This window comes from Chlorogloeopsis sp. ULAP01 (genome assembly GCF_030381805.1).
GTDB lineage: Bacteria > Cyanobacteriota > Cyanobacteriia > Cyanobacteriales > Nostocaceae > Chlorogloeopsis.
Genome location: NZ_JAUDRH010000003.1, coordinates 281583 through 297773, shown reverse-complemented (window position 1 = coordinate 297773; position 16191 = coordinate 281583). Strand labels below are relative to the sequence as shown.

The window sequence follows — 16191 nt, the reverse complement described above, 5'->3', positions numbered from 1 at the left end:
GATTATAGCAATTATAAAATAGTAAATTTGCCATTACCTATAAATTCTGTTGTCATATATAGCTTTTATATAACCTCTTGTGAAAGTAGAAACTAGACTTAAACATTGGTGTTAACCTTTATTTGGTGTTTTACTTTTTCACACTTAGCGTGATTGGTTGCACCCTGTGATCAAAATCTACCAATAAAATTGACTGAGTAAAAGCTTTTAACAGCTGTATACCAATCAAGTTTACTCCTAAAATGGTATGGAATAAGCTTCAAGTAAAATTTAAGGCTGGGAATATTCCTCTGGAGAGGCAAAGTATTGTACAAGATGGATATGAAGTTTATATGTATAACCTGTAGGAAATTTACCCAAATAAATTTTGGGGTGTACTGATTGGCTGTGGTAACAGCTTAATCTTGGTAGTAACATCTCGCTGCAACTCATCTGTCTTTGCAAAAATACTCGTAGAAGCTAAGTTAAGTAAGAAGATAGGTAATGACTATATGGCACAATAGAGCTTTTAAAAGCCGAAATAACGCAATTTTGCTAAATAATAAAGGATAGTTTACAAATGTATAAGATTTCATTTAAGTCCGATTCAACTTTATTGCTCTAAAAGAGTGGGTAAATAAATAAAAGCATAGTATGTAAATGATTAGGAATACGATATGGCAGAAGAACCTAGATATACATTAACCAAAAAAGATGTCTCTACTGCCAATCAATTTTCTAGTAAACCAACAAAAGCGACTTTGACAACATCGCTACGTCAGTCAAAGTTGATAGCACGTTTGGGCGATTTGCTCGCTGGAACTTCAGTTATAGGAGCTGCATTGCTTGGTGCCTATAGCTTTGGCTGGGTGCAATTAATTGAAAACCAAGTCTATTCTGGTTTTTTTACCCTGCGGGGTTCTGTCGCTCCTCCAGAGAATATTATAATTTTGGCAATTGACGAGCAGTCGATATCAGAGCCGGAATACCACTATCACAGAGATCCGCAAGCTCATGCCTACTTAGAGCCACTTAAAGCATTTCCTTTTCAACGTGCGGCATATGCTCAGGTAATTGAAAAATTGGTGCAGGCAGGGGCGCGCCATGTGGCGGTAGATGTTGTATTTGATGTACCAAGTAGCTACGGCGAAAAAGACGATCGCCAGTTGCAAAAAGTATTACAGCGTTATGGTAGTAAGGTTTCTTTAGCCGCACTATACGAAAATTTTGAAACGCATCAAGGTATCTTCTGGCAATTAACACAACCTCAGCAGCTATTTCGTACAGGTTCAGTGTCAATTGGCTCAGTTAATTTTCCCAAAGAGGTAGATAACAAAGTTCATCGATTAGCTAGCGAATTTCCGAAATTACTAGCTGAAAAACAGGGTTGGATGCCAATAGATAATATGCCTTCTTTTGACGAAATTGTTTTGAGGGCATCCCAAATTAATTATCCTCAATCAAAAGGCGATCGCATTTATTTTTATGGCAGTGCAGGTACATTTGAAACGATACCCTTTTGGCACGTATTCGATCCAGAAAACTGGAATACTTATTTACAACAAGGAAAAGTATTCAAAGACAAAATTGTACTAATTGGAGCAACAGCCCAGTTAACAAAGGATTACTATTCAGTGCCTGCTGCTTCTAGCTGGCTGTATCCAGAACAGATGTCGGGAGTAGAAATTCATGCCAATGCGATCGCTACTTTGATGACAGGTAAAAGTATTACCGAAGCAATTAAGAGTCCATTTTGGCGTGGTGTGTTTGTACTATGTTTAGTGGGCGGATGTAGTGTCATCGTAACTAAACGCAAGCGAGGTATAAGTAGATTTTTCTATAGCACTGTTTTGGCAATAAGCTGGTTAGTAATCAGTTATGCATTATTTATTTCTAGCCACATCATATTTCCTACTGCTGTTCCAGTGTTAGCGATCGCAGCACTTGGAGTCTCATATTTAGGAACAGAAATAGTTAGAGAAACTCTGAGAAAACAGCAATTACTGGCTATTTTCAACAAATATAAATCTTCTCCTGTTGTTCAAGAAATTATCAATCGAGATGAATTTCAAGACTTGCTTCAACAACTTGACATAGCATTATCAGGAAAAATTTTGGGCGGGCGCTACAAAATACTTAAAGTTCTTGGCGCAGGAGGATTTAGCGAAACCTATATTGCCGAAGATACCCAACTTCCAGGTAATCCTCTGTGCGTTGTTAAACAGCTAAAACCAGCTAGCTCTAAATTGGAGCAGTTGAAAATTGCCAGACGATTATTTTACTTAGAAGCCCAAACCCTGCAAAAACTGGGCATTCACAGTCAAATACCTCAACTTTTAGCTTATTTTGAAGAGGAAGAAGAATTTTATTTAGTTCAAGAATATATAATTGGTCATGCTCTTAGTCAAGAACTGCCATCAGGTAAAAGAATTTCAGAAACCGATGCGATCAAGATTTTGCAAGACTTATTGGCAACATTGGCATTTGTCCATCAACACGGCATCATTCACCGAGATATTAAACCCAGTAATATTATCCGACGAGACTCAGACGGTAAGTTAGTACTGATTGATTTTGGAGCTGTTAAAGAAGTAGTCATACAACAGCTAGAAACTCAACAGCAAACAGCATTTACTATTGGCATTGGCACCAAAGGTTATGCGCCAAGTGAGCAATGTTTTGGACGTCCACAATATAGTAGTGATATTTATGCAGTAGGGATGATTGCCATTAAAGCTTTGACTGGCATCTCTCCTCATGAGTTAGAAACAGATGCAAATGGTGAATTGAAATGGAGTGATAAAGTACATATCAGCCATGCTTTGGCTGAAATTATTTCTAAAATGGTGTTGGAAGATTTTCAACAGCGCTATCAATCTGCATTAGAGGTACTTGAGGCAATAAACAAATTCATTTCTTCTAAAGAGAGAGACTTTTTATTAAGAGACAAATCCTCACCAAATATTCTATTTTTAGAAGATGTTGACACTTCTACCACGCTTTGGGTAAAAACACCTGAAGATGATGACACTCAAAATTTAACCTCTTCTACATATTTATTACCAGAAAAAGAAGAAAATAAAGAATAAATTTTAGCAGTTCTTATGAGCTACTTGGCATTAAGCTAACAAATATTAAGTAGGAAGTTTGTGATTATTCTATCCTCCTGCGTTTGAGTTAGAAGTTTGGGCTTCAGGAGTCTCCTGTTTGGGAGAGTTATCTGTAGTTGAAGTCGATGGAGAAGTTTCTTGTTTGGGAGAGTTATCTGTAGTTGAAGTCGATGGAGAAGTTTCTTGCTTAGGAGAGTTATCTGTAGTTGAAGTCGATGGAGGAGTTTCTTGCTTAGGAGAGTTATCTGTAGTTGAAGTCGATGGAGGAGTTTCTTGCTTAGGAGAGTTATCTGTAGTTGAAGTCGATGGAGAAGTTTCTTGCTTAGGAGAGTTATCTGTAGTTGAAGTCGATGGAGAAGTACTTTGATTATTTGAGTTAGACGTACCCGTATTGTTGTTTTGGTTGTTGGAGTTAGAAGTACCTGAAGTAGTATTTTGATTATTCGAGTTGGAAGTATCTGTACTGTTTTGATTTTTGGGGTTATCTGCCGATGAATTTTGATTGTTAGAGTTATTGTTGGAATTATTAGTATTATTTGTTGTTTGTTTATTGCTGTTAGTAGTATGACTATCTTGTTGCTCAGTGGTATTTGATGAATCTTTTTTTGTTTCTTGAGAGGTATTTGCAGAAGAATTTTCGTTGACTTTAGGATTGTTAGATGAACTTGAGGGAGTAGTACTTAGCTTTATAAAAGATGGATTTTCCACTACTCCCTTACCGACAATTGGCAGTTGAGAAGATACAGCAGCAGCAGTTTCAACTTGTACTTTGGCGATCGCTGGATCTGGAGCAGGCGCACCACGTTGAGGCAAATCTAGTCCTCGAACTAAATCACTAGTATCATAAAAATTCCTCAAATCAAATTCGAATAAACCTTGTAATCTACCTTTAACTATTACTGCTAATTGTCCCGCTTTCAACTCCTGCCTTTGAGTAGCATCTTTGTTGAAAACTTCTATACCACTATTTGTCAATGCTGCTACTACTGTAGTGTCTTTTTTTTCGTCATAGCGCACAAACAATGCAGAACCTCGAATGGCTGCTGCTGCATTTGGTGTGTTTACACGTGTTACCCCTTTTTTTGGTGGGATGAGCAACAGTACAGTGCCATTTGATAATCTAAAATTACGTGTCTTAGGTATAAACCGAAATATTGCTTGTTCCCCTACTCTTGCCAAAGAGCCATCGTTGAATCGTAATTCTGCAAGAGAAAATCGCCCTGTATGCAAGCCATCCCCAGGATTCATGGCATCTAATTTACGTGCTGGGCGCTGGGATTGATTGTAGGGGATGAGCTGCACCCAGTTACGGAGGTTTAAAATCACAGCTCTAGTCAGTGGAGTAGAAGCACTTGCCCGTTCTGATAAAGGTACGACTAAAATCCCCCAGAAACTAATTACCATTAATGGGAATAACTTGCGAAACATTTTTACAGCCTTGGATAAACTCACTGACACCACGCTATTGCAAGACAGATTTTAATGTAAAAGATTTGAATCTGCTAATGGCTATGTCTATATTCTTGACACAATTTGCTTATGTTTAATTTCAACTTCAAACTGATTAAACACACTCACTTAGACGTCTAACTTGACGTTTAAGTATATTTAGTTAATGGTACAGACATGAAAAGTACACAACTATGAAGATGATAAAATTTTATTTTTACAACATTTTGATTTTTCCAAATTAACATAAATTTAATCTGTGAATAAATAAAATTGCTTGAGAGCTTAATGATTAATAATTTGGAACTTCTGAAAAAGCTCATCAGTCTAAGCTGACTAAAAAAAATTTGATATGCAATCCAAAGGCTGGAAAAACTTGTGGTCTCTAATATTGTTAATATCCGGTAGTACCAACTGGTGTTTTACCAATATTAATCGGACATGGGCTGTAAATTCAAACTATGAGAGTATTCAAGATAAATTTGGAGTGACAAACCCTTCTGTAAATGTCGAGGTAACTCATCAGCCATGTCAGCAACAAGAGCTAAAGGCTGTTCATGTCAAATTTCAGCGATCATGTTCGTTGCAGGCTACCAATCAGAACAGAAGCACCGATGATGAAGCTGCCTCTAAAAATGATGTACAAAATTTACGTTCTCAGATTCCACCTGCTCTGATACAGCCAAAATCACTAACCTCACAATCTACTCCTTTGCCAAAAGCTAATGTGGGGAATAACCAACCGACAAATGAACCACCACAGTTAGAAACACAGCCAACAGAGATTCCTCTGCCTTCTCCCACACAAATCGATGAAAAGTTAAAAACACCTGAGACAGTAGATAAAGAACAGAGACTGCAAAGACTACTGCAACGATTGCAAGAAAACAAGCAACCACCTTCGGAATCTATTTTTGAAGAAGAACTAGGTAAACTAAGACTTAGGGAAGTGCCACTTCCTTTGGAACAACCGCAGCCTTTACCAATAGAACAAATTGCAGTTCCATTTAAGCCAATAGGTTATTTACAGGCTTATGTAAGTTACTTTCAGACAAATAACATTTTTTCCTCAGCCGTAGATCCCACAGAAGATGCCTTAATTTTTTCTGGATTGACACTAGCTTCTATGCCGATACCCTTGGGAAGCAATACTTTCCTGAATGGCTCGATTGATGGTGGTATCTATCGTTACTTCAATCAAGGAAAATACAACTACAACCAAGTAAGATTTAATCTCAGTATTTATCAGCAACTGACAAGGCGAATGTACGGAGAATTTGGTTGGACTAATCAACAATTATTTTATGCCAGAGATGGAGATTTTTTTAAAGCAGGCGATCGCTTTTTAAATGAGAATTCGCTGCGTTTATCTTTGGGACGGCGAGATCCTTTAACATCAAGGTTGATGCTAGATAGCTTTTACGAATTTCGTGTCAGTTTTACCGATCCGCAAGAACAACGTAACCGAGTTAGTAATTTTTTGTGGGTTTCTTTAAATTACTACTTGCAAAGAGCTGTTCAAGTGGGGCTTAATTACCAATTTGGCTTGTCAAATTTTAGCCAGCGCGACAGAGAGGATCAGTATCATCGTTTATACAGTCACTTGAATTATAGAATATCAGATTACACTAATATTAATTTGCAAACTGGAGTAACATTAGGTGGCTCTACTGACCCTTTTATTGATTTTGATAGTTGGTTTTTGAGTGTGAATTACAATTTGCAATTAGGAAGATTTTGAAATTTGGTTAGTGGTTAGTGGTAAATAAACAACTACTATCTACTATCTAAATAACTAATCCAATCACTCCAGCTACCAGCATAAAGCTTGCCTGTGTGAATATTAGCCAGTTCTAAAGATAGTAAATTTACACAAGCAGTCACACCAGAACCACAGTACACTATAACTTCTTCGGCGTTGTCTAGCTTTGACCATCGGCGGTGTTGCTCTGAAGATGAGAGTAAGTACCCCGTAGAGTCTGTTACTTCTTGCCAGGGATAGTTTACTGCACCAGAAATATGGCCGGCAATTTTATCAATTTGTTCTCTAATACCTTGGTAGCGATCGCTTTCCCGCGAATCTACTAACACCACATTCGGCAAATCTTTCCGATTAATTACAACTTCTCGATCTACCATCATCTGCGCTTGAATCTGCGGGACAAAATCTCCTTTCTTAGATTCAGGGATAACATCTGTGACAGGATATCCGGCTTTTTGCCATTCGCTAAAGCCACCATCTAATACCGCCACTTGTTCATGTCCAAGATATCGCAATAACCACCACAGACGGGCTGCAAACGCAAGGCGAGAATCATCGTAAGCTACAACTAAAGTTTTTTGGAAATTCACCCCCATATTGGCTAATTTGTCAGCTAGCTTCTTGGGATTGGGTAAAGGATGTCTTCCTCCATGTTTTTCCACAGGACTAGAAAGATCCTCGTTTAAATCTAGATAGTAAGCTGTTTTGATATGGTTGATTTGGTAAAGTTGTTTTCCCTGTTGCGGATCGGCAAGAGAAAAACGACAATCCACTATAACGACTTCTGGATCTTCAAGGTGTTCCAACAGCCACTGATGAGAAACAACAGTCATAGTCATTAGTCATTAGTCATTTGTCAATGGTCATTTGTCATTTGTTAGTGGTAGGGGCAGGTTTAGAAGATAAATTATCAGTTTAAACGGCAAGATTATCAACAAAACCCACCCGTACAGTAGTTAGTAGTTGATGGTTTATTACTCCCCTGCTCCCCTGCTTCTTCCTAGTCCCTAGTCCCCAATCCCCAGTTCCTAGCCCTAGAATGTCAAACTTAAACGATTTTACACCTGAACTTACAGCTGATGGCTCCTTCACCTTCTTTTCTAAAGAGTTTAGTGAGTCTTTTCATAGCCATTATGGAGCGCGTCAGGAAAGTTTTTTTAAGTTTGTCGAGCCGACTCAATTAACTTTAAAAGCAAATAAATCAATGCTGCGGTTATTAGATGTTTGCTATGGACTAGGATACAATACGGCGGCTGCTTTGCAGTCTATTTGGGCTGTCAATCCTGATTGTTATGTAGAAATAATTGGTTTAGAACAGAATCCAGCTGTGCCACAAGCTGCGATCGCTCATCACTTATTTGATAATTGGAATTACGAGCATACCAAAATTCTCACTGGGCTGGCTTTCGAGCACCAAATTCAAACCTATTACCTGCGAGCTAGGCTACTGATTGGCGATGCCAGAATTACGATTGGGGAAGTTTACAACTCAGGTTTCCGAGCGGATGCAATTTTTCTTGATCCATTTTCACCACCTCAATGTCCGCAGCTATGGACTGTTGAATTTATCAAACAACTTGCTTTGTGTTTGCACGAAGATGCCTTACTCGCGACTTATTCCTGTGCTGCTGCTGTACGCACGGCACTTTTAGATGCTGGCTTACAAATAGGTTCTACCCCTCCAGTCGGGAGGCGATCGCCTGGTACTGTTGCAGCCCATTTAAGACGAGTGGGAAAAGAGGAGATAGGTGCAGGGGAAAAGGACACGGGGAATTTTTCTCTGTTTGCGTCATTACCACCGCTCTCTCAAGCCGAACAGGAACATTTGCTCACTCGTGCTGCCATTCCTTACCGCGATCCTCAATTGCAAGACTCTGCCGACGTTATACTCAAACGGCGACAACAAGAACAACAAGCTTCTTCTTTGGAACCTACATCTCGTTGGCGAAAACGTTGGCTCTCTAAAACTGAAGCATGAATAGTTTCAGTAGAATCTTCTTTGCCTGAAAGTCCCTGTTCAGGTCTTGTTCGTTCACAAATATCAAAATACTTTATGCCTGAACTAGCGTAGCTGATGTAATTTATTTTACTTGCTTTACAGTTGCTTCTTCCGATAGTATAAATACTATAACTGTGATATAAATTACTTGTGTACTCAGTAGTTTAGCCTTGGTATCTTATATATTGATTACTTTCTTTTATGCTCTTGCTGCCTTGGCAGCTAAGTAGATTATACTAGCTTGCTTTACCTTAAACTCCTGCTTTTAAATAAATTGAACGATGATACATTTTTCTATCCTTATTATACTTAATAAATTCCTGTGAAAACTCTGAATTACCCTTGACTAAAATGGTTCGTACTGAAATTATATTTAGAAAAATTTTTGGCGTTAATTATGTTCTAAATAAATAAAGAAAATGGCTGTTATTTTAACAATCAATTCTTCCTTGAACAGAAAAAGAGAATAAAGCTCCAAACTAAAATAACAGCAAAATACTAAAATGATTTTTTTTAAGCTAACTCTAGTAAATGGTCAGAAAAAGTGGAGTGCCTTGTGACTGAATGGACATCCAAGCATACAGGCTCTGTCGAATCGATTGTCAATGTCTCAAATCCTTTAAACACAGTTAATAGCAATAATTTAAACTATACTGTAGCCTCACCGAATACAGAAAATTATTCCTTATACTTATCTCAAAAAGACTTGAACGTTGAACATATAAACACTTTACCTGCTTGGAACAAATCTCAAGTTAATTTTGGTTATGATTCACTAGAATCGAGGCACCTACCAGGTAAAGCATCGATATTAAATCACTCAGACTCAGATGCGGCAAAGGTTTTGGTAGTTGACGATCATCCCGCCAGTCGGATGACTGCTGCTGCACTGTTGGCAATGGAAGGCTACGAAGTTATCGAGGCAGATAGTGGTTTTAGCGCTGTTGAATTGGTAACCCAAAAACAACCGGACTTGATTTTATTAGATGTAATGATGCCGGAAATGGATGGGTTTGAAGTTTGTCAGTTACTAAAGCAAGATGAACATACGCGGTTAATACCAATAATTTTTGTAACAGCATTAAATGATCGGCGATCACGTATTCGAGGAATAGAAGTTGGTGCGGATGATTTCTTGAGTAAACCCTTTGATCGGGTAGAATTGGCAGCGCGAGTAAAGTCCTTAGTGCGCCAGAAACGTCTGAATGAGGACTTAGATCACGCTGAACAAGTGTTATTTTCCATTGCCAGAGCAATAGAAAGCCGCGATCCGAATACAGGCGATCATTGCGAACGGTTAGTAGTACTAGGACAGGCTTTTGGTAAATACCTCAATCTTTCACGCAATCAAATTCGAGATTTGATATGGGGTAGTTATCTTCATGATATTGGTAAAGTGGGTATTCCTGATGCAGTTCTGCTGAAAACAGGAAGTTTTACTCCCCAAGAGTGGGAAATTATGAGGCGCCATGTTTTGATTGGTGAAAAAATCTGCCAGCCACTACGCAGTATGCGGGGTGTAATTCCTATTATTCGTCACCACCATGAGCGCTGGGATGGATCGGGCTATCCTGATGGACTCAAAGGTGATGAGATTCCCTGTTTAGCACAAGTATTTCAAATGATTGATATTTATGATGCCTTAATTAGCGAACGCCCCTACAAACGGGCTTTCACACCAGAAGAAGCGCTAGCTATTATGCAAGAAGAAACAGCCAAAGGTTGGCGAAATCCCCAATTAATGCAGAAATTTGCCGAATTTATTTGCAATTGTAAATCATCAAATAACATATTATAGTTGCCAGTCATTGACATTTCGGCGTTCAATGAATAGCTGGTATGATTTGAGATTTGAGTCTCAAATGACCGAGTTTATTCATCAAAATTTCAGTTAGCCGATAGCTAATTATGGTAGTTGTAGCAATTCTAGCGGCAGGACGCGGGACACGGATGAAATCCAACCTTCCCAAGGTTTTGCATTCTTTGGGTGGGCGATCGCTAGTAGAAAGGGTGATCGAAAGTGTCCAACCGCTTTCGCCTTCGCGTCAAATATTAATAGTGGGATATCAAGCCCAAGAAGTGAAAACAGCCACGCTCTCAATTCCAGACTTGGAGTATGTTGAACAGAGTGTACAATTGGGAACGGGTCATGCTATTCAACAATTACTTCCTTACTTGGAAGGATACACAGGTGATGTCTTAGTGCTCAACGGAGATGTACCCCTATTACGCACCGAAACTCTAAAACATCTGTTGCAAATTCATAAAGAACATCAAAATGCCGCTACTATCCTAAGTGCGTATTTACCCGAACCTAGAGGTTATGGACGCGTTTTTTGTAACGGCGAAAATATTGTCCAACAAATTGTTGAAGAAAAAGATTGTACTCCTGCTCAAAGACAAAATCATCGGATTAATGCAGGAGTTTACTGTTTTCGCTGGCAGGATTTAGCCAAAATTCTGCCGCACTTGCAGACAAATAATGCCCAGAAAGAATACTATCTTACCGATGCTGTTACGCAAGTTTCACCCGTCATGGCAGTAGATGTTGCAGATTACCAAGAAATTCTTGGCATCAACGATCGCCTGCAACTTGCCTCTGCCTACGAAATTTTGCAAAGACGCATTAAGGAAAAATGGATGATGGCTGGTGTCACTATCATCGACCCTACTAGTATTACAATTGATGACACTGTAGAATTAGAGCCAGATGTAATTATTGAACCTCAAACCCATCTACGAGGAAATACGGTTATTCAAACTGGTAGTCAGATTGGCCCAGGAAGTTTAATTGAAAATAGCCAAATAGGTAAAAATGTTACTGTTATATATTCCGTAGTAACGGATAGCATTGTCCAGGAAGGAAGCCGAATTGGCCCCTATGCCCATTTGCGCGGCCATGCAGAAGTAGGTGTAGACTGTCGGATTGGCAACTTTGTAGAATTGAAAAATACCAAATTGGGCGATCGCACCAATGCTGCCCATCTCTCCTATTTAGGTGATACCACTACTGGGACTCAAGTAAATATTGGTGCAGGTACAATTACTGCCAATTATGATGGTGTGAAAAAACACCCCACCAAAATTGGCGATCGCACTAAAACTGGTTCAAATAGCGTTTTAGTTGCACCAATTACTTTGGGCAATGATGTCTATGTAGCAGCCGGCTCCACAATCACAGAAGATGTTCCTGATAACTGTTTAGTTATTGCCCGCGAACGCCAAGTGATTAAACCAGATTGGTGTCCAAAAAATAGGGAATAGGAAGAGGAAGGGCAACAGGGGGACAAGGAGTTGAGGCAGGTGAGGCAGGTGAGGCAGGTGAGGAAGTAATAAGAGTAAATTCTTCCCCATCTTCCCTATCTCCCTTATCTGTTCCTCTTCGACTCTCCCACTCCCCCACTTCTCTTCTTAGCCCCTAACCCCTAGCTCCATGTTTTCAATGCAGCCCACTTCTGTTCCTTCCGGAATTTCTAAAGTGTCGCCAAATTTTTCACCGTCGTGAAAGGCAGCCAGTAAAACTTGACTGGTTTTACCCCAAGCGATCGTTCCACTAGCATCCAGGGCGATCGCTCCAAAATCACGCTGATGCTGGGATGCCTCTGTAAAAGAACGCTGCATTGCTTCCTTGAGTGACATACCATCAGTAACACGCACCACAATCCGTGGTGCTAAACACTCATCGATAATATCTTCGCCAATACCAGTACAGCTAACTGCTGCATACTGAGTAGCATAATTACCAGCTGGCATTGCCGAATCGCTAACACGTCCAATTCGCTCAAATCCTTTACCACCCGTGGAAGTACCAACAGCTAAGTTACCGTGGGTATCTAAAGCTACGACACCTATCGTGCCACGTCGGGCATTACTGCTTTCTACTAATTCTGGTTCTGCTACTACACCAGCCATTGCCCTCTGAAAGTTTTCCTGGCGTTCTTGAATCCACTCTTGCAACCGTAAATCAGTTAAAGCGTTATAGCTGGGAATTTGTAGTTCTCGTGCCAATTCTGCCGCACCGTAATCGGACAAAACTCGATCAGGAGAGCTTTGTAAGGCTTGTGCCAGTTCGATTGGATTTTTTACTCTCGAAATATTGATTACACCGCTAAAGCTTTGGGTTGTACCATCCATCAGAGAGGCACTCATGCGGATTTGACCGTCTGATTGCAACACAGAGCCAGTACCTGCATTAAAGCAAGGGTTATCTTCCAACATTTGACACCCTAGTACAACCGCTTCTGTGGCAGTTGCTCCCGAACACAGAAGAGAATAAACCTCTTCCACAACTTTGTAGAGCGACTTACGCACAGCCTCTACTCCACCTTTTCCGTGCAGAGAACTACCAGCCCCCCCGTGAATAATTAATTTTGGTTGCACCTGCGATTTCATCTCCCCTTGATATTTGAGCCAACTCAGTCTAAGTATATTTACGATTCAGTAGTTTCGTTTGTAGTTGTAGAAGAACGGCGACGACGACAGCGTTCTGAACAATATTTCACTTCGTCCCAGCAATCTGCCCATTTCTTACGCCAAGTGAACGGACGTTGACATACCGGACAAATTTTTGTGGGCAGGTCAGATTTAGAACGAGCACGTCCCATGTTTATACTATGCGGATGTAAAATTGATTTCACCAGAGATGAAAATCAATTATAACCAGTTTGTTACAAAGACAGAACATTTTCTGTAGATACAACATGAAATCAGTCATTGATAATTAATTCAAAATATTGTCATGAAAATTTAAATTTCTATAAATTAATCATGGTAAACATTTTAGGTTTTTTCTGTATAGAGTTTATCTATTACAACTTTATACTTATAAGCAGATAGCTTCAGCTATTTAATATTCTGGACTGTAAGCTATTGTCTACATATAGGCAGTACGAGAAAAATTGCCTGCGGAGTTTGATACGCCACTTGCTACCACCGGGAGAATCCCGGCAACGCAGTAGCTCTTGTACTACACTGTCTGATCGTTATCACCGCGTCTTTATTTTTTCTTGCATAGTCAAAGTGGATTGATACTATTAGCTAACGGTAACAGCAAGCGACTAACCGCTCGACCATCTGGTAATTGATAAATATGTAATTCTCCTCCGAGTTGGTGCATAAGTTTTTGACAGATCTGCAAGTGTAAAGTCAGTGGTTGCTCGAAGCGAGAAGAAGCCAGCACATCTTTGGATGTATCTTGAACTAGCTCTGTGAGTAACTGCGGTTCAATAAAGCCATTGTCTGTAATGGAAACTTCTAATAAGTGTTCATCTGAACGGCGACACCAAATATCAATTCTTCCGCCATCAGTAGAACGTTGACAGGCAGCTATTAGCAATTCATGGAGAACCAATTCAATTTTGACAATATCACCTGCGATCGCTAACGAAGATTGAGGCAACAGAGAATGGTTTGGTTCTGATTCTTGAGTTTGCTGTTGTCCTAAACCATGCACTCCAACCCATAGCTTTTGTTGTTTGAGTAAATTGTCTACTCGTTCGAGCGATCGCTTGAGTAAACTTGCAATGGGTATAGTTTCCCAACTCATTTGCAACTGCCACACTTCAAGTTTTAATAGCGCTTTCATAGAAGCGTTGGTTTTATCTAGCTGCCATAGCAATTGTTGGTAGCGCATCTGAGTCATTTCATGATCGGGAATGCCCAAATCCTGCATTTGAGTCAGTAGCTGCGTCACCGTTCTTTGCAAATCTTCTAAACGACGATGCTTGTACCAATTCAGTAAGCTGAGTTCTTCTGTTCTAGACTGAAGCATCTGAGAGATTTGCAACCATCGCCGCGACCAAGCCATTTGGTAAACTAAAGTTTCTGTGACACGCAAGCAATCTTCTGACCATTGACGTTCTAGATGATCGGCGGTGACCACTACACCTGTAGGATGATGATCGGGAGTAGTACGCAACGCCATCACCAAAATTTGACCAATGCCAGCACCGTTAAACCATTTCCTTGTTGTCGCCGGTAAATCATCTACTGTTAGAGCCAAAATTCCATCTGTAGCTAGCGCCCACTGAATCAAAGCTTCTGTTTGTAATGGCAAAGGTATATCGGTCAAAATTTCAAAATGAGAATTGGCTATCACTCCGGGTATAATTTTTGCAACATTATCTCCTGATTGCCAAGCTATTAGTACTGCGAGAGAACAATTGAGAATAGATGCTATTTGCTCTAAGGCAGTCTGTTCCAGATGCTGTAAAGGTTGATTTTTAGCACTTTGGGAATCTTCCAGAATCCGAAGACATCGCTGAAAGCTGTGTAAAATTTTTTGCTGTTGTTCCGTGCGTTGGTATAGTTGCCTTTGGCGCAGAATTACACCAAGTTGTTGAGCAACAATCTGTACTAATTCCTTTTCTAAAGATGTCCAACTGCGGTGGGTTTCGGTTGCAATTGCCAATAGTGCATGGGGTGGAGAGTTGGGAGCGCAATTACTAATCACCAGCGATTGCACACCATTTTTGATTAAGGAAGGATGCCAATTAAAAAACCGCAAATCTTCTTCTAGATTTTCAATTGCCACTCCTTGAGTAGAACGTAACAGCAACTGCCAATCTACGTCTTTGAGAGCATCGAGAGTAGATATTGGTAGACGATGACTATGCAAATGGCTTTGGTAAAAAATTTGATAATTATTCTGTTGAGGATCGTATTGCAATAGCAAAAACCTAGTTGCCGAGAGTTGTTGCAAAATTTTTGTTGCACAGTTATCTAAAATTTCTTGAACCTGATAATCACTATAGATTCCTTGGGCAATATGACCTGTTATGTGGGCATGATCTTGAATTTTTTGGATGGTACTTTCCGTTTCCTCTAAAGGGGCAAGTAGGGAAATTAATCCCGCAGTACCCTTAATGAAATTTTTATCTGCCTCTGTCCAAATTCGCGGCTCAGTGGCTTCCACCGCTAAAAAGCCCAGCAAATCCTTTTGACAAATAATCGGAGCAGCTAAAAGACTACGCACTTGCAGTCTTTGCAGCAACTTTAGTGTGAAATTACTTTGTAGCGAACTGCGTCCTTCTCCAATCCAGACAATTTCATTTAGCGATAAAGCAAAATAAAAGTCACTTAAATCATTTACGGTAATTTTAGTTACCGCTTCTTGAGCCTTGGAGAGAAAACCGCGATTGACATTTTTGTTACTAATCCGTCGCCAAAAGTAGCGTTCTTCCCTGTCAAACCAATAAATCCTGGTTCGGGCAGGCAGAACAAATTGATGAGTTGCCTCTACTAATGCTTCTAACCTTTGCTCCAAATTATTAAGGGTTCGCAGACTTTCTAACAATGGTAATAATAGTTCGTCAAAGCGCTTGGTTTGCTTGTGCTGCAAATCCATCTCCATTTCATACAGCACTGCTGCCAATTCGCCCAAAACCATCATCAATTTGGCTCTAGTTACGCCACTGAGTAAGTAGCCCCAACGCTGGGAACCAAGTAGCACCAAACCTAAGCAGCGATTCTTGTAAGAAATTGGCGCGATAATTGTTCCTTGGATATTAAATTTTTGTGCTAATTGTTGCCATCCCTCAGCCCGAATTTCTGCTCGCAAATCTGGTACACCTAAAGGATGCTGTTCAATCACTACTTGTTCTAATAAATCCCCAGGATTGAGAACCACTCGTTGTTTTAAGTAACTGATGTCACTACTAGGAGTAATTCCTCCTTTGCCAAACAACACGTGATTTAGGCGATCGTAAAGAGCAATCCAAATCAGGTTGTATTCAAACTGTTCTTGCAGATAAGAAAGTGTTGTTGCGATCAGAGCATCAAAATTATCCTCTTCCCTGAGAGTTTGAAAAACGCGTCCAAGCGAAAGTATTTGTTCGTCGGCGGCTGTGAAATTATATGGCTGCCTCATTTGGTAATTTAAGTCAACGTCACTG

The 16191-nt window shown here is 39.9% G+C and carries 10 protein-coding genes; 5 read left to right on the top strand and 5 right to left on the bottom strand.

Going from position 1 to position 16191, the window contains the following annotated elements; all coding sequences use genetic code 11:
* Positions 1 to 656 precede the first annotated feature (656 nt).
* On the top strand, positions 657 to 3068 hold the full coding sequence (locus QUB80_RS07525; RefSeq protein ID WP_289788887.1) for a serine/threonine-protein kinase: 2412 nt from the start codon (positions 657 to 659) through the stop codon (positions 3066 to 3068).
* 69 nt (positions 3069 to 3137) lie between these two features.
* Here QUB80_RS07525 and QUB80_RS07520 read toward each other — a convergent pair whose 3' ends face one another.
* Complete coding sequence (locus tag QUB80_RS07520; RefSeq protein WP_289788886.1) at positions 3138 to 4517, bottom strand: FecR domain-containing protein; 1380 nt, start codon at positions 4515 to 4517, stop codon at positions 3138 to 3140.
* A 373-nt stretch (positions 4518 to 4890) separates the two neighbouring features.
* Here QUB80_RS07520 and QUB80_RS07515 point away from each other — a divergent pair, with 373 nt between their 5' ends.
* Complete coding sequence (locus QUB80_RS07515; RefSeq protein WP_289788885.1) at positions 4891 to 6279, top strand: hypothetical protein; 1389 nt, start codon at positions 4891 to 4893, stop codon at positions 6277 to 6279.
* 35 nt (positions 6280 to 6314) lie between these two features.
* On the opposite strand, the gene QUB80_RS07510 is transcribed toward QUB80_RS07515, so the two are convergent.
* Complete coding sequence (locus QUB80_RS07510; RefSeq protein WP_289788884.1) at positions 6315 to 7139, bottom strand: sulfurtransferase; 825 nt, start codon at positions 7137 to 7139, stop codon at positions 6315 to 6317.
* Positions 7140 to 7339: 200 nt separating this feature from the next.
* Here QUB80_RS07510 and QUB80_RS07505 point away from each other — a divergent pair, with 200 nt between their 5' ends.
* The 3 genes from QUB80_RS07505 (at position 7340) to glmU (ending at position 11563) form a co-directional block, all read left to right on the top strand.
* Entirely contained in the window at positions 7340 to 8278 is a 939-nt protein-coding gene (locus QUB80_RS07505) for a tRNA (5-methylaminomethyl-2-thiouridine)(34)-methyltransferase MnmD (protein WP_289788883.1), read from the top strand.
* 577 nt (positions 8279 to 8855) lie between these two features.
* The gene (locus QUB80_RS07500; protein WP_289788882.1) at positions 8856 to 10097 is read left to right on the top strand and encodes a response regulator; all 1242 of its coding nucleotides are present in this window, start codon (positions 8856 to 8858) and stop codon (positions 10095 to 10097) included.
* 110 nt (positions 10098 to 10207) lie between these two features.
* Complete coding sequence (glmU, locus tag QUB80_RS07495; protein ID WP_289788881.1) at positions 10208 to 11563, top strand: bifunctional UDP-N-acetylglucosamine diphosphorylase/glucosamine-1-phosphate N-acetyltransferase GlmU; 1356 nt, start codon at positions 10208 to 10210, stop codon at positions 11561 to 11563.
* A gap of 147 nt (positions 11564 to 11710) precedes the next feature.
* Here glmU and QUB80_RS07490 read toward each other — a convergent pair whose 3' ends face one another.
* From QUB80_RS07490 to QUB80_RS07480, 3 genes are all read right to left on the bottom strand, one after another.
* On the bottom strand, positions 11711 to 12691 hold the full coding sequence (locus tag QUB80_RS07490; RefSeq protein WP_289788880.1) for an isoaspartyl peptidase/L-asparaginase: 981 nt from the start codon (positions 12689 to 12691) through the stop codon (positions 11711 to 11713).
* Positions 12692 to 12729: 38 nt separating this feature from the next.
* The gene (locus QUB80_RS07485; RefSeq protein ID WP_289788879.1) at positions 12730 to 12903 is read right to left on the bottom strand and encodes a DUF2256 domain-containing protein; all 174 of its coding nucleotides are present in this window, start codon (positions 12901 to 12903) and stop codon (positions 12730 to 12732) included.
* A gap of 410 nt (positions 12904 to 13313) precedes the next feature.
* Positions 13314 to 16166, bottom strand: coding sequence for a sensor histidine kinase (locus tag QUB80_RS07480; RefSeq protein ID WP_289788878.1), 2853 nt, complete (start codon positions 16164 to 16166; stop codon positions 13314 to 13316).
* Positions 16167 to 16191: the final 25 nt, after the last annotated feature.